General features: G+C 45.8%; 16 protein-coding genes. 3 read left to right on the top strand and 13 right to left on the bottom strand.

The window, feature by feature from the left end; all coding sequences use genetic code 11:
- Positions 1 to 425: 425 nt before the first annotated feature.
- The 7 genes from QMK20_RS13805 to pdhA all read right to left on the bottom strand — a co-directional run bounded on the left by QMK20_RS13805 (position 426) and on the right by pdhA (position 9,014).
- Positions 426 to 1,913: a glutamate synthase subunit beta gene (locus tag QMK20_RS13805; protein WP_283652079.1), complete on the bottom strand. Its 1,488-nt coding sequence runs from the start codon at positions 1,911 to 1,913 to the stop codon at positions 426 to 428.
- 238 nt (positions 1,914 to 2,151) lie between these two features.
- Positions 2,152 to 2,640, bottom strand: a complete 489-nt coding sequence (locus tag QMK20_RS13810; protein ID WP_283652080.1) for a dihydrofolate reductase — start codon at positions 2,638 to 2,640, stop codon at positions 2,152 to 2,154.
- Between the two features lie 19 nt (positions 2,641 to 2,659).
- On the bottom strand, positions 2,660 to 3,454 hold the full coding sequence (gene thyA, locus QMK20_RS13815) for a thymidylate synthase (RefSeq protein ID WP_283652081.1): 795 nt from the start codon (positions 3,452 to 3,454) through the stop codon (positions 2,660 to 2,662).
- Positions 3,455 to 3,782: 328 nt separating this feature from the next.
- Entirely contained in the window at positions 3,783 to 5,204 is a 1,422-nt protein-coding gene (gene lpdA, locus QMK20_RS13820; RefSeq protein WP_283652082.1) for a dihydrolipoyl dehydrogenase, read from the bottom strand.
- 3 nt (positions 5,205 to 5,207) lie between these two features.
- Entirely contained in the window at positions 5,208 to 6,821 is a 1,614-nt protein-coding gene (locus tag QMK20_RS13825; protein ID WP_283652083.1) for a 2-oxo acid dehydrogenase subunit E2, read from the bottom strand.
- 34 nt (positions 6,822 to 6,855) lie between these two features.
- Positions 6,856 to 7,836 carry an alpha-ketoacid dehydrogenase subunit beta gene (locus tag QMK20_RS13830; RefSeq protein WP_014281492.1) on the bottom strand — a complete coding sequence of 327 codons (981 nt, stop codon included), beginning with the start codon at positions 7,834 to 7,836 and terminating at the stop codon, positions 6,856 to 6,858.
- 110 nt (positions 7,837 to 7,946) lie between these two features.
- Positions 7,947 to 9,014 carry a pyruvate dehydrogenase (acetyl-transferring) E1 component subunit alpha gene (pdhA, locus tag QMK20_RS13835; RefSeq protein ID WP_283652084.1) on the bottom strand — a complete coding sequence of 356 codons (1,068 nt, stop codon included), beginning with the start codon at positions 9,012 to 9,014 and terminating at the stop codon, positions 7,947 to 7,949.
- 255 nt (positions 9,015 to 9,269) lie between these two features.
- Here pdhA and QMK20_RS13840 point away from each other — a divergent pair, with 255 nt between their 5' ends.
- The gene (locus QMK20_RS13840) at positions 9,270 to 10,004 is read left to right on the top strand and encodes an alpha/beta hydrolase (RefSeq protein WP_283652085.1); all 735 of its coding nucleotides are present in this window, start codon (positions 9,270 to 9,272) and stop codon (positions 10,002 to 10,004) included.
- 156 nt (positions 10,005 to 10,160) lie between these two features.
- On the opposite strand, the gene QMK20_RS13845 is transcribed toward QMK20_RS13840, so the two are convergent.
- A complete protein-coding gene (locus QMK20_RS13845) occupies positions 10,161 to 10,625 on the bottom strand; it encodes a low molecular weight protein-tyrosine-phosphatase (RefSeq protein WP_283652086.1) in 465 nt (154 codons plus the stop codon).
- Positions 10,626 to 10,774: 149 nt separating this feature from the next.
- Between QMK20_RS13845 and QMK20_RS13850 the strand changes: the two genes are divergently transcribed.
- Both QMK20_RS13850 and QMK20_RS13855 read left to right on the top strand, forming a co-directional pair.
- Entirely contained in the window at positions 10,775 to 11,416 is a 642-nt protein-coding gene (locus QMK20_RS13850) for a thiamine diphosphokinase (RefSeq protein ID WP_283652087.1), read from the top strand.
- A 281-nt stretch (positions 11,417 to 11,697) separates the two neighbouring features.
- Positions 11,698 to 12,198: a C40 family peptidase gene (locus QMK20_RS13855; protein WP_283652088.1), complete on the top strand. Its 501-nt coding sequence runs from the start codon at positions 11,698 to 11,700 to the stop codon at positions 12,196 to 12,198.
- A gap of 69 nt (positions 12,199 to 12,267) precedes the next feature.
- Here the strand turns inward: QMK20_RS13855 and QMK20_RS13860 are convergent, their stop codons facing one another.
- The 5 genes from QMK20_RS13860 to thiO all read right to left on the bottom strand — a co-directional run bounded on the left by QMK20_RS13860 (position 12,268) and on the right by thiO (position 16,280).
- A complete protein-coding gene (locus QMK20_RS13860; RefSeq protein ID WP_283652089.1) occupies positions 12,268 to 12,963 on the bottom strand; it encodes a response regulator transcription factor in 696 nt (231 codons plus the stop codon).
- 143 nt (positions 12,964 to 13,106) lie between these two features.
- Positions 13,107 to 14,165 (bottom strand): ThiF family adenylyltransferase, encoded by a 1,059-nt coding sequence (locus QMK20_RS13865; RefSeq protein WP_283652090.1) that lies wholly within the window; start codon positions 14,163 to 14,165, stop codon positions 13,107 to 13,109.
- Positions 14,162 to 14,929 carry a thiazole synthase gene (locus QMK20_RS13870; RefSeq protein ID WP_283652091.1) on the bottom strand — a complete coding sequence of 256 codons (768 nt, stop codon included), beginning with the start codon at positions 14,927 to 14,929 and terminating at the stop codon, positions 14,162 to 14,164. Before QMK20_RS13870 ends, QMK20_RS13865 begins: the two co-directional genes overlap by 4 nt.
- Positions 14,930 to 14,931: 2 nt before the next feature.
- On the bottom strand, positions 14,932 to 15,135 hold the full coding sequence (gene thiS / locus QMK20_RS13875; RefSeq protein WP_283652092.1) for a sulfur carrier protein ThiS: 204 nt from the start codon (positions 15,133 to 15,135) through the stop codon (positions 14,932 to 14,934).
- Positions 15,132 to 16,280 carry a glycine oxidase ThiO gene (thiO, locus tag QMK20_RS13880; protein WP_283652093.1) on the bottom strand — a complete coding sequence of 383 codons (1,149 nt, stop codon included), beginning with the start codon at positions 16,278 to 16,280 and terminating at the stop codon, positions 15,132 to 15,134. Before thiO ends, thiS begins: the two co-directional genes overlap by 4 nt.
- Positions 16,281 to 16,316 lie beyond the last annotated feature (36 nt).

Raw genomic sequence — 16,316 nt, forward strand, 5'->3', positions numbered from 1 at the left:
TGTCATTATCTATAAGGTCTATGTAAGAGCTATAAAGGATGATGTTTTAAATGAATTTTCATCTAAAATCACTCCCCACATAACCACGAGAGTTATGTTTATGTGATTATATATAACACATAAAACGTTTTTTTGATTATTTCCGCAAAATAATTTCATTGTTCAATAAAAAAGCTACACTTCATTCCTGTTATATGTTATGATCGCTGTATAAAACAGACTTAGAGATTTGGAAAATATTTTATAAGTCATATTATATAACATTAAATTCACATTCCTTTACATACAATGATAACAAATAATGTTTTAGAAAAATCTCGTAATTCAATGGTTATCCATTCGCATTTTACAAACCTGAGCACGCTAGTCCTTTAAACGCAACAAAGCCCCATCCGAGGATGGAGCTTTGACTGGATAACTTATATTTACACCAAAACGGTAGCGCCCATCAGGTATTTATCGACCTCACGTGCGGCTTCCCGACCTTCATTAATGGCCCACACAACAAGGCTTTGCCCGCGGCGCATATCACCAGCAGCAAAAACCTTATCTACATTCGTAACATATTTCCCGTAACGTGCTTTAACATTGGAACGACGATCAGTTTCCAAACCAATTTGCTCAACAATCGTTTGCTCAGGACCGTCGAATCCAATAGCAATGAGAGCAATCTGTGCCGGGAATACACGCTCCGTACCCGGAACCGGCTGATAGATTTTACGCCCCGTTTCATCGACAATACGCTGAATTTGAATCGTGTGTAGCTCTTTCAAATTACCGTTCTCATCACCTACAAACTTCGTTGTCATGATGGAGAACTCACGCGGATCTTCCCCGAATATCGCCTTCGCTTCCTGCTGTGCATAATCGAGAGAGTACACGTTTGGAAATTGTGGCCAAGGATTGGCAATTGGGTCACGTTCCAAAGGAGCTTTGGCATGTGTGCCAAATTGAGTGACGCTTCGACAGCCATGACGTAAAGAAGTAGCTACACAATCCGAACCTGTGTCACCACCACCGATCACAATAACATCCTTACCTTGAGAGGACAAATAGTTGCCATCTTCCAGATTGGAATCCAGGTAGCTCTTGATGGTACCATTCAAATAATCCATCGCATAATGAACGCCATTCAAATCGCTACCTTCAATATTGAATTCTCTCGGCTTCGTAGAGCCACCGCACAGTACAACCGCATCATACTCAGCAATCAGCTGATCGGTAGGAATATCCTTTCCGATCTCTGTATTCGTAATGAACTGAATGCCCTCCGCCTCCAGTAAATCCACACGACGCTGAACAACCTTTTTGTCCAGCTTCATGGAAGGGATGCCATACATCAGCAGCCCGCCAACACGATCCGCACGCTCATACACGGTTACGCTGTGTCCTGCTTTGTTAAGCTGCGCAGCAGCAGCCAGTCCTGCGGGACCCGAGCCGACAATAGCTACCCGTCTGCCTGTACGCTTTTCAGGCGGATTAGGGACAACCCAGCCTTCCTCAAAGCCTTTTTCGATAATAGCTTCCTCAATTGTCTTAATCGTAACAGATTGCCCGATCAGGCCGACCGTACAGGAGCCTTCACAAGGAGCAGGACAGACACGCCCAGTAAATTCCGGGAAATTATTTGTTTTGTGTAGCCGATCCAGTGCTTCCTTCCACAAACCGCGATATACGAGATTGTTCCATTCTGGAATAAGATTATGAACCGGGCAGCCCAAAGTCGCCCCCATAATGTCCATTCCCGTATGACAATAAGGAGTTCCGCAGTCCATACAACGTGCCCCTTGGGTACGCAGCTCTTCTTCGGACATATGCTTATGGAATTCTTCCCAATCCTTAATACGCTCTGCCGGATCCCGATCTGTAGGAAGCTGTCGTGTGTATTCCATAAATCCAGTTGGTGTAGACATGTTACGTTCCCCCATCTCTTCGCTTATGAACCCCGTTCATCCATTCAGAATTTGAGCTAAATTCGAATTTGTCTGTTTGTATCATGAAAGGGTCTATTCTCGTTGAATTTGATTTATTGTATCACAATACAGCACAAAAGTAATGAAAACTTATGCAACTTTCTGCATCAACAGCCAAAAGGATTTTTTATATGGTTCATTAATTTTTCAAATGAGCGAGGTCAAATATACCCCAATCTTACTTCGTCCTCTCGTAAACGACAAAACGGTAGTCGTACGGGTTTCTTTCATCCTTGACACCGGGAGTTTCACTGACTACATTCCAGCCGTTCCAATCCAGCTCAGGAAAAGTCGTATCTCCCTCGAAATTCTCATCAATCCTGGTAATGATTAGCCGATCAGCATGTGTCCAGAACAGTGAATAAATCTCTGCGCCGCCGATGATCATCAGTTCTCCCTGCGCCGCCAATTGGAGACCTGCTTCCAGAGAATGGATCACTTCTGCGCCCTCCGCCAGATAGCTCTGATCGCGGGTCAAAATAACGTTACGCCGCATAGGCAGGCTTTTTCCACCAAAGGATTCCCATGTCTTGCGCCCCATGAGTACGGTTTTACCGATGGTCTGCTCCTTGAAAAATGTCATATCTCTCGGCAGGCGCCAAGGAAGACTGTTATCCCGGCCAATGACGCCGTTTTGTGCCATAGCCCATATCATCGAAATGCTCATAACTCACAGCTCCCCCAAATCAGATAGCGACAGGCGCCTTGATACCCGGATGATATTCATAGTTCTCAAAAGCAAAGTCCTCGTACGTATAATCAAATATCGAATCCGGTTTACGAAGGATTTTGAGCTGAGGCAATGGATAAGGATCACGCTCTAGCTGCGTATGCACTTGTTGCATATGATTTGAATAAATATGCACATCGCCGCCTGACCAAATGAATTCGCCTGGCTCCAAACCACACTGCTGTGCAACCATATGCGTTAGCAATGCATAACTGGCGATATTGAAAGGAAGGCCAAGGAAGGTATCGACTGAGCGCATGGTCAGCATGCAGGAAAGCTTCCCTCCGGCCACATAAAACTGAAATACGAAATGGCATGGCGGGAGCTTCATTGAATCGATTTCAGCCACATTCCAGGCACTGACGATATGTCGTCGGGAATCCGGGTTGTTTTTAATCGCTTCAATGACATTTGTAATCTGGTCGATATGTTGTCCGTCTGTTGTTTCCCACGCACGCCATTGTGAGCCATACACAGGGCCCAGATTCCCCTGCTCATCTGCCCATTCGTCCCAAATGGTAACCCCGTTCTCTTTGAGGTAAGAAATGTTAGTATCTCCCCGCAAGAACCACAGCAACTCATGGATAACGGATTTCAAATGTACTCTTTTAGTTGTCATCAAGGGAAAGCCCTTGGCCAGATCAAAGCGGAGCTGTCTTCCGAAAACAGAAAGTGTTCCCGTCCCTGTACGGTCCTCTTTTTTCACTCCATTCTCCAATATATCCTCCAGCAGTTCCAAGTAATTGCGCACTTTATTTCTCTCCTTTAAGCATGAATAAACACCAGTATTCATAAAATCTGGACGTAACTGAACGTAAAACCGTTTCACGTTAACGAACAGCATCCAGTATTCCAAAGCCCGCAGCGTCAAATTCTAATCTAGAAAAGACCTGCTATTCTGCACCCATATCTATATTTAGTTTATCATGGACTACGCATTATTGACTATCCACTGTGTGAATTTTCATCGTCGTCCTGAAAATCCTAAAATATGAAAAAAAGAGGCAAAGAACGCAGATATAGCGCTCCTTGCCTCTCTTTCCATGTATGAAAATCAAAAACAAGATAATGAATTGGGATTAGCGACGTGGTGCCAATGCATGGATCGGATGACCCAGCACGACTTCCGCTGCTTCCATAACGATTTCGCCCAATGTAGGGTGAGCATGAATAGTCAAGGAGATATCTTCGAGTGTAGCCCCCATTTCAATCGCCAGACCCAGCTCAGCAATAAGGTTGGAAGCTTCCAGACCTACGATTTGCGTACCCAGTACCAGACCTGTGTCTGCGTCAGCTACGATTTTAACAAAGCCTTCAGTAGCGTTCAGGGAAACGGCACGACCGTTTGCTCCATAAGAGAACTTGCCAACTTTGACATTGTGGCCTTTTTCTTTGGCTTGTGTCTCAGTGTAGCCTACGCTGGAGCATTCTGGATCTGTGAAAACAACAGCCGGAATACATTTGTAGTCTACTACAGACGGTTCGCCTGCGATCGCTTCAGCAGCCACTTTACCTTCGTAAGAAGCTTTGTGAGCCAGAGCAAGACCAGCAACGATATCGCCGATTGCAAAGATATGAGGAATGCTAGTGCGTCCTTGGTGGTCAACTTTCACCATTCCACGCTCATCCAGTTCTACACCGATCAGATCCAGACCCAGTTCACCGTCTGTGTTTGGACGACGTCCAACGGTCACAAGCAGGTAATCAGCAGTTACTTCTTTGCTTTCGCCGTTAACGGAGAATTTCACCGTTACGTCTTTATCTGTTTGCTCTGCACTTTCCGCTTTAGCGCCAGTGAAGATTTCAATACCAGTTTTCTTCATGCTCTTCGCAACGATCGAAGTCATATCCTTGTCGAAGCCAGGAAGAACGGTATCCATACCTTCAATAATTGTTACTTTGGAACCGAATTTGGAGTACATTTGTCCAAGCTCTGCACCAATGTATCCACCGCCGATTACGATCAGGCTTTTCGGAATTTCAGGCAGGTTCAACGCTTCTGTAGAAGACAGAATACGTCCGCCAAACGGGAATGGTTTCAATTCAATTGGACGGGAACCTGTGGCGATAATCGCATTTTTAAAACGGTAGCGTGGTGATTCATGTTCGTTGAATACACGCGCTTCGTTTTCGTTGATGAACATGCACTCACCATTGAAAACTTCAACTTTGTTGCCTTTGAGCAGACCGCTTACGCCGCCAGTCATTTTCTTAACAACACTGTTTTTGAATTCTTGTGTTTTAGCAAAGTCAACTTTTACGTTCTCAGCAGTAATACCGAAAGACTCGCCGTGTTGAGCAGCTTCATATTGATGAGCTGCAGAGATCAAAGCTTTGGAAGGAATACATCCACGGTTCAGACAGACACCGCCCAGCTCCGATTGGTCAACGATCAATACGTTTTGTCCCAATTGTGCAGCACGGATAGCAGCTACATAGCCGCCAGGACCCGCACCGATAACCAATGTGTCAATATCCAGAGAAGCGTCTCCTACTACCATTGATTACACCTCCATAACAAGCAACTCAGGGTTAGCGAGCAGCTGTTTGATATAGTTCATGAAGTTTTGAGCAGTTGCACCGTCAATAATACGGTGGTCAAAGCTCAAGGAAAGAGCCATTACAGGAGCGGCAACAATTTCACCGTTTTTCACGACTGCTTTTTCACTGATACGGCCAGTTCCCAAGATCGCAACTTCAGGGAAGTTGATGATTGGAGTAAAGAACATACCGCCTGCGGAACCGATGTTAGAGATAGAAATTGTGCTTCCTCTCATCTCATTGGCAGCCAGTTTACCATCACGACCGCGTACAGCCAGATCACGAATGGAATCAGCGATCATCCAGATGCTTTTACGGTCAGCATCTTTAATTACAGGAACGATCAGACCATTGTCTGTATCTGTAGCGATACCGATGTTGTAGTATTTTTTGTAGACGATTTCGTTTGCTTCTTCGTCGATCGAGGCATTCAGAGCCGGGAATTGACGGGAAGCTGCAACCAATGCTTTTACGATGAATGGTAGGTATGTTACTTTCGTGCCTTTCTTCTCAGCTATTGGTTTCATACGAGTACGGAAAGCAACCAGCTCGGTTACGTCCACTTCGTCCATAATCGTAACGTGTGGAGCTGTGTAAGCCGATTTAACCATAGCGTTGGAAATTGCTTTGCGGATACCTTTAAATGGTACGCGCTCTTCCTCAACACGCGGATCTGCTGCTGGTGCGGATGGCGCTGCAGCTTTCGCTTCTTTTTTAGCTGGCTCTTGTGCTTTTGCAGTTTCTTTCGCTGCTGGTGCAGCCGCTTGGCCTCCACCATTTTTGAAAGCTTCTACATCTTCTTTAGTGATTTTACCATTTTTGCCGGAGCCACTCACTTGAGCGATGTTTACACCTTGCTCACGTGCAAATTTGCGTACGCTAGGAGTAGCCAGCACGTCTTTGTTTGTTGCAGCAGGAGTTGCAGCTGGTTTTGTGTTAGCTCCGCCTTGTGCAGCATCCTGTTCTTGTTTAGCGGCAGCCGGTGTTTCTTCTTGTTCAGGAAGCTCACCCTCTGCAGCAATTATTGCCACAACTTGACCTACGTTAAAGATGTCTCCGTCTTTGGCAAATACTTCTTGAACTGTACCATTGACTGGACATGGAACTTCAACTACAGCCTTGTCGTTTTGTACTTCCATAATGATATCTTCATCTGTTACTTTATCGCCGGGCTTGATGTGTATCTTGATGATTTCGCCTTCGTGAAGACCTTCGCCCAGCTCTGGGAATTTATATTCAAATCTAGCTGTACCTGCAGCTCCGCCTTGTGCAGCAGCACTTGGCTCAGAGCTAGCAGCTGGTGCTTCCGGTGCTTCTTCTTGTTCAGGAAGTTCACCTTCCGCATCGATTACAGCTACGACTTGACCTATGTTAAAGATGTCTCCGTCTTTGGCAAATACTTCTTGAACCGTACCATTGACCGGACATGGAACTTCAACTACAGCCTTGTCGTTTTGTACTTCCATAATGATATCTTCATCTGTTACTTTATCGCCGGGCTTGATGTGCATCTTGATGATTTCGCCTTCGTGAAGACCTTCACCCAGCTCCGGGAATTTATATTCAAATTTAGCCACGTTTAAAACCTCCCAAATTTACGGTGTGCTTTAATTAAAATTCCAGTACTTTATTAACCGCATCAATGATACGTGTTGGCGTTGGCAACCAAGTATCTTCAATTTGAGCAAAAGGATAAACGGTATCTGGACCTGCCACACGCAGAACTGGTGCTTCCAGATGCAGAATTGCTTTTTCGTTAATTTGTGCAATCACTTCAGCAGCTACGCCAGAGCTCTTTTGCGCTTCTTGAACAACGATGGCACGATTTGTTTTTTGAATGGAAGCCACGATTGTATCAATGTCAATTGGGCTAACGGTACGCAGGTCAATAATTTCGACTTTAATACCTTTTGTTTTTTCCAGTTCATCAGCAGCTTTGACAGAAGTGTGTACCATCAAACCATAAGTGATGATTGTAACATCGGAACCTTCACGAACTACGTTCGCTTTACCCAGCTCAACTGTGTAATCATCCTCAGGAACTTCAGCGCGGAATGCATGGTACAAGTTCAAATGCTCCATGAAAAATACTGGATCGTTATCGCGAATAGCCGCGATCATCAGACCTTTTGCATCGTAAGGATTGGAAGGGACAACAACCTTGATACCCGGTGTTTGAGCCAGAAGTCCTTCCAGGGAATCTGTATGCAGCTCAGCAGCTTTAACCCCGCCGCCAAAAGGCGTACGGAATACGATTGGAGAATTGTAACGCCCACCGGAACGATAGCGCATACGGGATGCTTGAATCGCCATTTGGTCGAGTGCTTCAAAGATAAAGCCTACGAACTGGATTTCAGCTACAGGGCGGAATCCTTGGACACCCAGACCCACAGCAAGACCCCCGATTGCGGATTCCGCCAACGGAGTATCAAATACACGTTCTTCGCCAAACTCTTTTTGCAGACCTTCTGTTGCGCGGAATACACCGCCTACATGACCTACATCTTCACCGAAAAGCAGGACGTTAGGGTCGCGTTTCAACTCTACGCGCAGTGCGTCACGAATCGCTTCTTTCATGTTCATTTGTGCCATTTGCTTCATTTCCTCCTTAAACATTGACAGATCAGTTTCAGTTCAGGTCCAATTGAAAGAGAGACCGGATCGGGATCCCACCCGGTCTCTCTTATTTATTTCAAGCTCAATTATTTAAAATCAGCTTTTTGTTCTTCCAGATGCTTAGGCGTAGATTCGAACATGCTGTCGATCAGGCCAGAAATGGTCATTTTTTCTGTTTTCTCGGCTTTTTTGATCTCTTCGTTCACTTTCGCTTTAGCTTCTTCTTTTACGCGTGCTGTATCTTCTTCAGTCCAAAGACCTTTTTTCTCAAGATATTTCGCAAAACGGGCAATCGGATCTTTCGCATTCCATTCGCCTTCTTCTTCTTTCGAACGATACTTACTTGCATCGTCAGACAGGGAATGTGGACGGAAACGGTAAGTTACAGCTTCGATCAACGTCGCGCCTTCGCCGTTACGTCCGCGTTCAGCAGCTTCTTGAACAGCCTTGATAACTGCGAGTACGTCCATTCCGTCGATTTTCACGCCTTTGATACCGGCAGCAATCGCTTTGTGAGCGATCGAAAGAGCAGCCGTTTGCTTCGCAAATGGAGTTGTGATTGCGTAGCCATTGTTTTGCACAAAGAAAATAACTGGCAGCTTATATACACCAGCATAGTTCAGGCCTTCGTAGAAGTCACCTTCGGAAGAACCGCCGTCACCTGTATATGTAATGGCGACTTGTTTTTGTTTTTTCAGTTTGTATCCCATTGCAATACCCATAGCGTGCAAAATTTGCGCGCCGATGATGATTTGCGGCATCAATACATTAACACCGTCCGGCACTTGGCCACCATGTTGATGACCACGGGAATACAGGAATGCTTGATATAATGGCAGGCCATGCCAAACGATTTGCGGAATATCGCGGTAGCCTGGGGCAATAAAGTCTTCTTTTTGGAGTGCATATTCACTACCAATCATTGTTGCTTCTTGTCCGGATACCGGAGCGTAGAAGCCGAGACGTCCTTGACGACCCAAGTTAACGGCACGATCATCCCAAGTACGTGTAAATACCATGCGATACATAATTTCTTTCAACTGATCATCTGTAAGTTCAGGCAATTTATCTTTATTGATAATTTCACCATCCGGAGAAAGCACGGACAGAGCCTCAACTTCCTCTGTGTACACTTCATAAGGAACCTTGCTCATTTTCTTCACCTCAACAAAAAAATTTGAATATCAAGTTCCGCTGTTATAGGATTATTATACACCTGTTATATCGCTTGCGTCAAAGATTTAGTTATTTTTTTTGAGTTCGCCACATTTTTGTGTGTGTAACAGGTAACACTTTTTACTATAACAGCTTAGTACATGATTGAAATTTTAAACATCTATTGCAATCAGGGTAATCTTAACTTATTGTGATCCCGAATGCAAAATTATACCCCAGAAAGGTGACAAATAATGACGGATTCCCGGTATTTGAAACGAACCATCCTAAAAGACGAAATAAACAGCCGCTTTCTTGGCGAAACCAGAACACTCCGTATTTATTTACCGCCCGGCTATAATGAAATTTTGAGCTATCCGGTTGTGTACTGTCAGGACGGAGAGGAATTTTTCAATTTTGGCCGTATAGCAACACAGGCAAACCGTCTCATTCTGGACGAAGGCGTTGAGCCTTTCATCATCGTCGGCGTTGAAGTCAACACGAAAATCAGAACTCAGGAGTATGCTCCCTTCGGCAATCGCTTTGAGGCGTATACCGCCTGTTTTGCAGAAGAGATTATTCCCTATGTGGAACAGAAGTATCCTATAAGAAGAGATGCATCGTCCCGGATTCTGGCTGGAGATTCACTAGGGGGCAGTGTGTCTCTGCATTTAGCCTTGCTATATCCCCAACTGTTCAATCGTATTATCAGCCTGTCCGGTGCTTACTATGAAGCTTCACAAGAAATTATCGCTCGTGAGCGTGATCTGTCCCATCTGCGGGTGTGGATGACGGTTGGTCTTCAAGAAGATGCGTTTGAGAGCGACACCGGCATTTACAATTTTGTAGAACTTAACCGCCAATGCGCAGATTTGCTACGCGAACGGAACGCCGAGGTTTCCTATCGAGAAAAGGATGGCAAGCATTTATGGGGCTTTTGGCAAAATGAGCTGCCTGACGCGCTAATGTATTTTTTAGATCGCTCCTGAGTGAAGCTTTTCCAAAGCTACAGAGATTACCGGGGATTGAGCATTTGTTGACCAGATTAGGTCGTTATGCTCTTTCCTCTTTTTTCTCCGCATGTTGGATACGCTTTCAAAATTGTAACGAAAAACGGCATTTTTTGCCGTCTTCTGTCGTTCACATTATAGCTTTTCTTCTATGATTTTGTCCAGCAAGGCATTGCAACCCGCGTCCATCAATCGGTATGTTTCTTCAAAATTTCCGGTAAAATACGGGTCCGGCACCTCTCTCAGCTTTTCTTGTGGCAGCAGGTCCATGAATTTTAAAATGTCAGCCTCCGCTCCGCCCGCGAGTTTGCGCATGTTTCGCTCATTGGAATCATCCATACACACGATATAATCAAACGCTTCAAAATCATGGCCTTTCATCTGTCGCGCCTGTATACCTTGTTCACTAATTCCGTGCAGCTTGAGTTGCTTTAGCGTTCCCTCATGCGGGGGATTTCCGATATGCCAGTCTCCTGTTCCTGCCGAGTCTACCCGAATTTTCGCATCTAGTCCCCGTTCCTGCGCTTTATGTCTCAGTACCGCCTCCCCCATAGGGGAACGGCAAATATTACCCAAACACACAAACAAAACGTTAATCATTTCGCTCTCCTTCCTAATTACACATTACAATTCCTTTTTCCTGTTCCATTGTAGCTATGCCCTCCAAAATTGTGCAAGCTATATTTAACGCGTTATACTTAAAAGCTGATGAGCTATGTAGACGTATGGCAGAAGAAAGGATGTTGGATATGACGAAGAAGCGCGCAATTGTATTTTCCGGCGGTCGTCTTGGCGAGGAAGAGCTACAACAAATACAACCCGGGGATTTCATTATTGGTGCAGATAAAGGCGCCCTTTTCCTGATCGAACACGGCATTACGCCACACGTATCTGTAGGAGACTTTGATTCAGTAACACCTGAGGAAAAGTCACGGGTTGAATCTGCAAGTAAACGTATGCTTTCGTGCGATCCGGTACTCAAGGACCTGACAGATACAGAGCTTGCTCTGGAAATTGCCATGGATGAGCAGGCAGAGCATGTGCTTATGCTTGGCGTTACGGGTACGCGGATGGATCATACTCTGGCTAATGTTCAAATATTGGTACGTGCGATGCAACATCATATAGGCTGTGCCATTATGGACGCCCATAACTATATTGAACTCACTGGATCAACGCTGGAGATTGAGCCTATGGGCTATACATATACATCGCTAATTCCTATGACTGCCGAAGTAACCGGTATAGAACTGGATGGATTCATGTACCCACTGCATAATGCCACACTTAAAATGGGACAATCGCGCGGTGTCAGCAACCAGCTGATCGCTCCAAAAGGAACGATTTCCATCGAAAGTGGACTGCTGCTTGTGATCCAAAGCAAAGATTAATTATTACATTATTGTAACCTTTGAAAAAGAACTTTTTTCGTTTGAAACCCTTGATAATCAAGAGTTTTTATCATGTATTCCGATTTTTGAGATTCGATATTTTTTACAAATTGTAATTTTTAATCGTTTTTTAATAATTGGCTTGTAAGCCTTGTCCCTCAAGCATTTGAGCGTGCTTTTCCAACTATTAGGCGACTTTAAAGCTGTTATACTCAACGCTGTAAGTTAGTTAGCAACTCAGCAAAATATTGCACAAATCAATTTCTGGAGGTACTTACAACATGAACATGCATAAAATCATAAAAAAGGCAATTATCACAGGAATGGCAGCTACTATCGGCTTTGGAACGTTTGCATTAGAGGGAACAAATACGGCTCAAGCTGCCACCGCTACTACTTCTGTAGGTCAAAAAATAATTAACTACGGTGAAAACTATATGGGGACTCCTTACAAATTTGGAGCTTCCACAAGCACTACACGCAATTTTGATTGCTCTTCCTTCATGAAGCACATATTTCAGAAATACGGCGTTGACTTGCCTCGCACCTCTGTTGCACAATCGAATGTTGGACATGCCGTATCCAAGTCCAATCTGAAAAAGGGTGACCTTGTGTTCTTTTCGAGCGGTAGTCGCGCCACAGGTCGCAACATTACACATGTAGCGGTCTATGCAGGCGGAGGTAAAATTTTACACACATACGGTAAACCGGGCGTTACACTCTCCGATTTGAATTCCGGCAACTGGAAAAGAACATACATCAAAGCACGCCGCGTGCTGTAGCATTCATTTGATTAACGTATTCAAGCCGGGACACAGGGTCTCGGCTTTTTTATATTTTCCAATACTATACTACTCTGCTTCCGGGGGTGTTCTGAGTGAATAGCCGATACCTCGTTGCGTGCGAATCATTTTGAATCTTTGCCCTTTGTCTACCTTGACTCTCAAATGCCTGATATACACGTCCACTACGTTCGTATCTACAATATAATCATGCTTCCAAACATCCTTCAAAATTTGCTGCCTGCTGCAAACCTGATTAAGATGTATAGCCAGGTGAAGCAAAAGATCAAATTCCTTCGGAGTTAATTCCAGCTTCTGCCCGCCTCTGTTTACCAGTCTGCTTCCACTATCAATATGTAAATCACCCGCCTGTATCGGCCTTTTCACAACACGTGCAGCACCAAAAATCCGCAATAAATTAGCCACTCTGGCTTGAAACACTCTAGGGGAAAAGGGTTGGACAATCACATCGTGTGCTCCCTGCTCAAAACAGGAAACAATATGGTTCTCATCATCTGATGAGGTCATTACGAATATTGGAACAGTGGGATCATTTTGTTGCATGGTACGGATCAAGCCTTGTGTATCAGGCTGCTCATTATCCATATTCAGAAGCAGCAAATTCACAGAATTATCGTCTAAATAAGACTTTCCCTCCGCTATATTGCGGGCGTTAACCACCTGATAGCTTTCCTGCTCCAACTGACGTGTATACGTAGTAGCAGATGCTTCATTCCCATCCACGAGTAAAATTAACGGGTTCATTCTTCTCACCCACCTGTGTTTGGACATAGGACTGCAATATGGATACAGACGTATTTGATACAAACGATTCGAACCTATTTATTATATTGTAACAAAAAAGCAGTGAAATCATTCCACGAAGGAAGACTTCCTGCTTTTACGGTTTAGCCTAAATAGCGGTGATAGATTTTCCTTGCTTCTGTGACGTCTTTTGTTCCGTGTATTAATACTCTCCCATCTGCAAAAATAACTAAACGGTGCGTCCCTACACTAAAAGAAACCAGAAACGGATTTTGCTCCACTGTTCCCTCTTCCAAAGAAGCCAGCCTGTCTGCTGTTTCTTTAAGATTCACCTGTATCGGCTCTGCTGGTCTGATTTGAACGGTATCCCTGCCGCACAGCACATCTGTTTTCTGGCGATGGGCTGCCGACAAATACGGGTAGGTAGGATGAGTGCCACAAGAAGGGCAATTCGCTTTTTTGACGCTGTCCACTGTAATCGCTACGTACTCATTTTGCCATAGATCAAACGAAAGCAGCTTTCCCCTGAGATCATCAGGATATCCGCCGAGTAGCTTGAAAGCTTCCGTGGTCTGGTTGGCCGTAACCATCTGCACCGCCTGTGGAATGATCCCTACGGTATCACAGGTTTCACCGCCGAACGGTACAGCTCCAAGCAGACAATGAAGACAAGGTGTTTTCCCTGGTAAAATAGTATACGTTACCCCATAGCTGCCAACACATCCCCCATAAATCCAGGGAATGCGATGCTTTTGTGCCATATCGTTCATAAGTAGCCGGGTATCAAAGTTGTCGGTGGCATCCATAATGAGGTCTACTCCCTGAATCAGCTCCTCCAATTCCTCTACTCCAACATCCAGTACATGTGCGTGTATGATCGTTTCCGAACTGATTTCCTTTAGTCTTCGCTGGGCAGCTACTGCTTTGGGACACCTCTCTGCGGCGTCACTCTCCTGAAAAAGCTGCTGGCGCTGCAAGTTACTCCACTCCACATAATCCCGGTCTGCGATGGTCACAGTGCCTACGCCTCCGCGAACGAGCGTTTCCGCAATTCCGGTACCCAGCGCTCCAGCGCCTATGATCAGTACGTGGGACGAAGCTAGTCGGCGTTGTCCTTCCGGCCCGAAAGGGGCGAATCTTTCCTGTCTGGAATAGCGATCACTTGGTTGTACTTGTACACCAGCTTTTTCAGTCGCCTTCATGCCTGAACCAAGCCTTCTGTCGGGCTACTTGCAGATGCATAACGTTTTACAGGAATCAGGCCCGCCTCAAAGCCGTATCTGCCCGCGCGAACAGCCAGTTTCATCGCCTCAGCCATTTTCACAGGGTCCTGAGCTCCTGATACAGCTGTATTCAACAGCACGGCATCTGCCCCCAGTTGCATCGCCATTGCTGCATCTCCAGGTGAGCGAATGCCGGCATCGACGATAACCGGAACCTCCGCTTGTTCAATAATGAGTTCCAATGAGAATGGGTTTAGCAGGCCGCGTCCTGTACCAATGGGTGAAGCTCCAGGCATAACAGCATGTACGCCAAGCTTTTGCAGCCTTTTGGCTAGAATCACATCATCCGATATGTAGGGCAGCACGATAAAACCTTCCTCCAGCAGTTTTTCACTGGCCTTGAGTGTTTCAAAAGGATCAGGCAGCAATGTCTTGCTATCCCCAATGACCTCCACCTTAATCATGTCGCACAGACCTGAGGCTCTCGCCAGCTTAGCGATACGCACTGCCTCATCCGCCGTTGTCGCTCCTGCCGTATTGGGAAGCAGCGCATAACGACTCAAATCCAGTGTATCCAGAAAATGTTGCTTATCCCGTTCCTCCAAATTTAATCTTCGCACGGCAAATGTTAATATTTCGGTCTCCGCAGCTTCCACAGCTTTGGATTGAATATCCAGATCAGGGAATTTTCCTGTACCCAATAACAGCCTTGACGTAAAAGATGCTTTACCAATCGTTAACATGATTAACCGCCTCCCACAAAATGTACAATTTCCAAGCTGTCTCCATCCTTCAGTACCGCTTCATCATGATCTTCACGAGTCAATATATGATGATTCAGCTCCACCACTACAGTTTTCACTTTCAAATCCAGCTCTTTCAGCAGTTGATCCACATGAATGATCCGATTGGAAAAGGTCATGTTCTGACCGTTAATCGTCAGCTTCATTCGCTCGCCTCCTTTATACGTTCAGGAGAAAAGCCGCTTATTCCAAGCTCAGCCACACTAGCCCCTTTTAACAGAGCTGCTATCGCACGCCCGGTAGCTTCACTCAGCAACACACCGTTCCGGTAATGCCCGACCGCGGCATATACTCCTTCTACGCCGGGAACAGGCCCAATACAAGGACGCCCCGCCACTGCCTGCGGACGCAAGCCCGCCCAAGTGCATATAAAAGAAGCTTCACGGACGCGAGGCAACCAGGCAGAAGCACGGGCCAGCAGCCCCTCCAGGCTTCCAATGCTCACCTCTTTGTCAAACTGATGCGGCAGACTCGTCGCTCCAATCCAAAGCTCGTTGTTCCGCTTGGGCACTAAGTAAATATCATCGGCGTAAAGGGTATATTCCAACGGATGTTCCTTCAAGGAGACTGAAACAGCCTCACCCTTGACCGGATAAAGCGGATATTCAAAACCGACCTGCTCCAGCAGTCTCATACTATCCAAGCCTCCAGCAATAATGACCTGATCACAGGAAAAAAAGCCACTGTCTGTTTGTACGCCGCAAACTCGCCCATGCTGTACTACAAGTTGCTCCGCCTGTGTACCAGAGCATATTGTTGCTCCCAGTACGACAGCTGCCCCCGTATAAGCACGACAAAGCTGGGCAGGAGAAATCTGTGTCTCCTTTGATCGGTATATAGCCCCGATCACTTGACCATCCAAACCTGGAATTCGGCGAGCCAATTCTCTGGCATCCCACCACACAGGATGATCAACCTCTTGCGCAATAGCCGCATTCCAGCGTTTTTGCCCCTCTGCTTCCGAACGGAAGGGAGTCACAAATCCTTCTGTACGGAATTCCACCGAAACACCAGACAAACGCTCTAGGTCACGAACCAGCTCGGGAAATGCATCCCGGCTTGTGCGAGCGAACTGTGCCAATTCAGGGTCGGTGAATTCTTCACTCTCTGCTGCCAGCATCCCAACCGCAGCCCCTGAGGCTCCCCCGCCCGGAATGAATCGTTCCACCAATATCGTACTGCGACCCTCCTTGGCCACATGATAAGCAATGGAACTACCGATGACACCTCCACCAATCACCAAGCATTCAGCGTGTCCAATAGCTTGTACCTCTGTTTTTATCTCTGGCATATGTTCCATCTCTCCTCTCCACTAACGATTCTGCTT

It is taken from the genome of Paenibacillus sp. RC334 (assembly GCF_030034735.1).
GTDB classification, from domain to species: Bacteria; Bacillota; Bacilli; order Paenibacillales; family Paenibacillaceae; genus Paenibacillus; species Paenibacillus terrae_A.

Bases quoted from the DNA above. Each gene is read 5' to 3' on its own strand.
- QMK20_RS13805 (WP_283652079.1), bottom strand. From the start codon at position 1,913: ATGTCTACACCAACTGGATTTATGGAATACACACGACAGCTTCCTACA.
- QMK20_RS13830 (WP_014281492.1), bottom strand. From the start codon at position 7,836: ATGGCACAAATGAACATGAAAGAAGCGATTCGTGACGCACTGCGCGTA.
- pdhA (WP_283652084.1), bottom strand. From the start codon at position 9,014: ATGAGCAAGGTTCCTTATGAAGTGTACACAGAGGAAGTTGAGGCTCTG.
- QMK20_RS13865 (WP_283652090.1), bottom strand. From the start codon at position 14,165: ATGAAGGCGACTGAAAAAGCTGGTGTACAAGTACAACCAAGTGATCGC.
- thiO (WP_283652093.1), bottom strand. From the start codon at position 16,280: ATGCCAGAGATAAAAACAGAGGTACAAGCTATTGGACACGCTGAATGC.
- QMK20_RS13850 (WP_283652087.1), top strand. From the start codon at position 10,775: ATGACGAAGAAGCGCGCAATTGTATTTTCCGGCGGTCGTCTTGGCGAG.
- QMK20_RS13870 (WP_283652091.1), bottom strand. From the start codon at position 14,929: ATGTTAACGATTGGTAAAGCATCTTTTACGTCAAGGCTGTTATTGGGT.
- QMK20_RS13845 (WP_283652086.1), bottom strand. From the start codon at position 10,625: ATGATTAACGTTTTGTTTGTGTGTTTGGGTAATATTTGCCGTTCCCCT.
- QMK20_RS13840 (WP_283652085.1), top strand. From the start codon at position 9,270: ATGACGGATTCCCGGTATTTGAAACGAACCATCCTAAAAGACGAAATA.
- QMK20_RS13855 (WP_283652088.1), top strand. From the start codon at position 11,698: ATGAACATGCATAAAATCATAAAAAAGGCAATTATCACAGGAATGGCA.
- lpdA (WP_283652082.1), bottom strand. From the start codon at position 5,204: ATGGTAGTAGGAGACGCTTCTCTGGATATTGACACATTGGTTATCGGT.
- thiS (WP_283652092.1), bottom strand. From the start codon at position 15,135: ATGAAGCTGACGATTAACGGTCAGAACATGACCTTTTCCAATCGGATC.
- QMK20_RS13860 (WP_283652089.1), bottom strand. From the start codon at position 12,963: ATGAACCCGTTAATTTTACTCGTGGATGGGAATGAAGCATCTGCTACT.
- QMK20_RS13810 (WP_283652080.1), bottom strand. From the start codon at position 2,640: ATGAGCATTTCGATGATATGGGCTATGGCACAAAACGGCGTCATTGGC.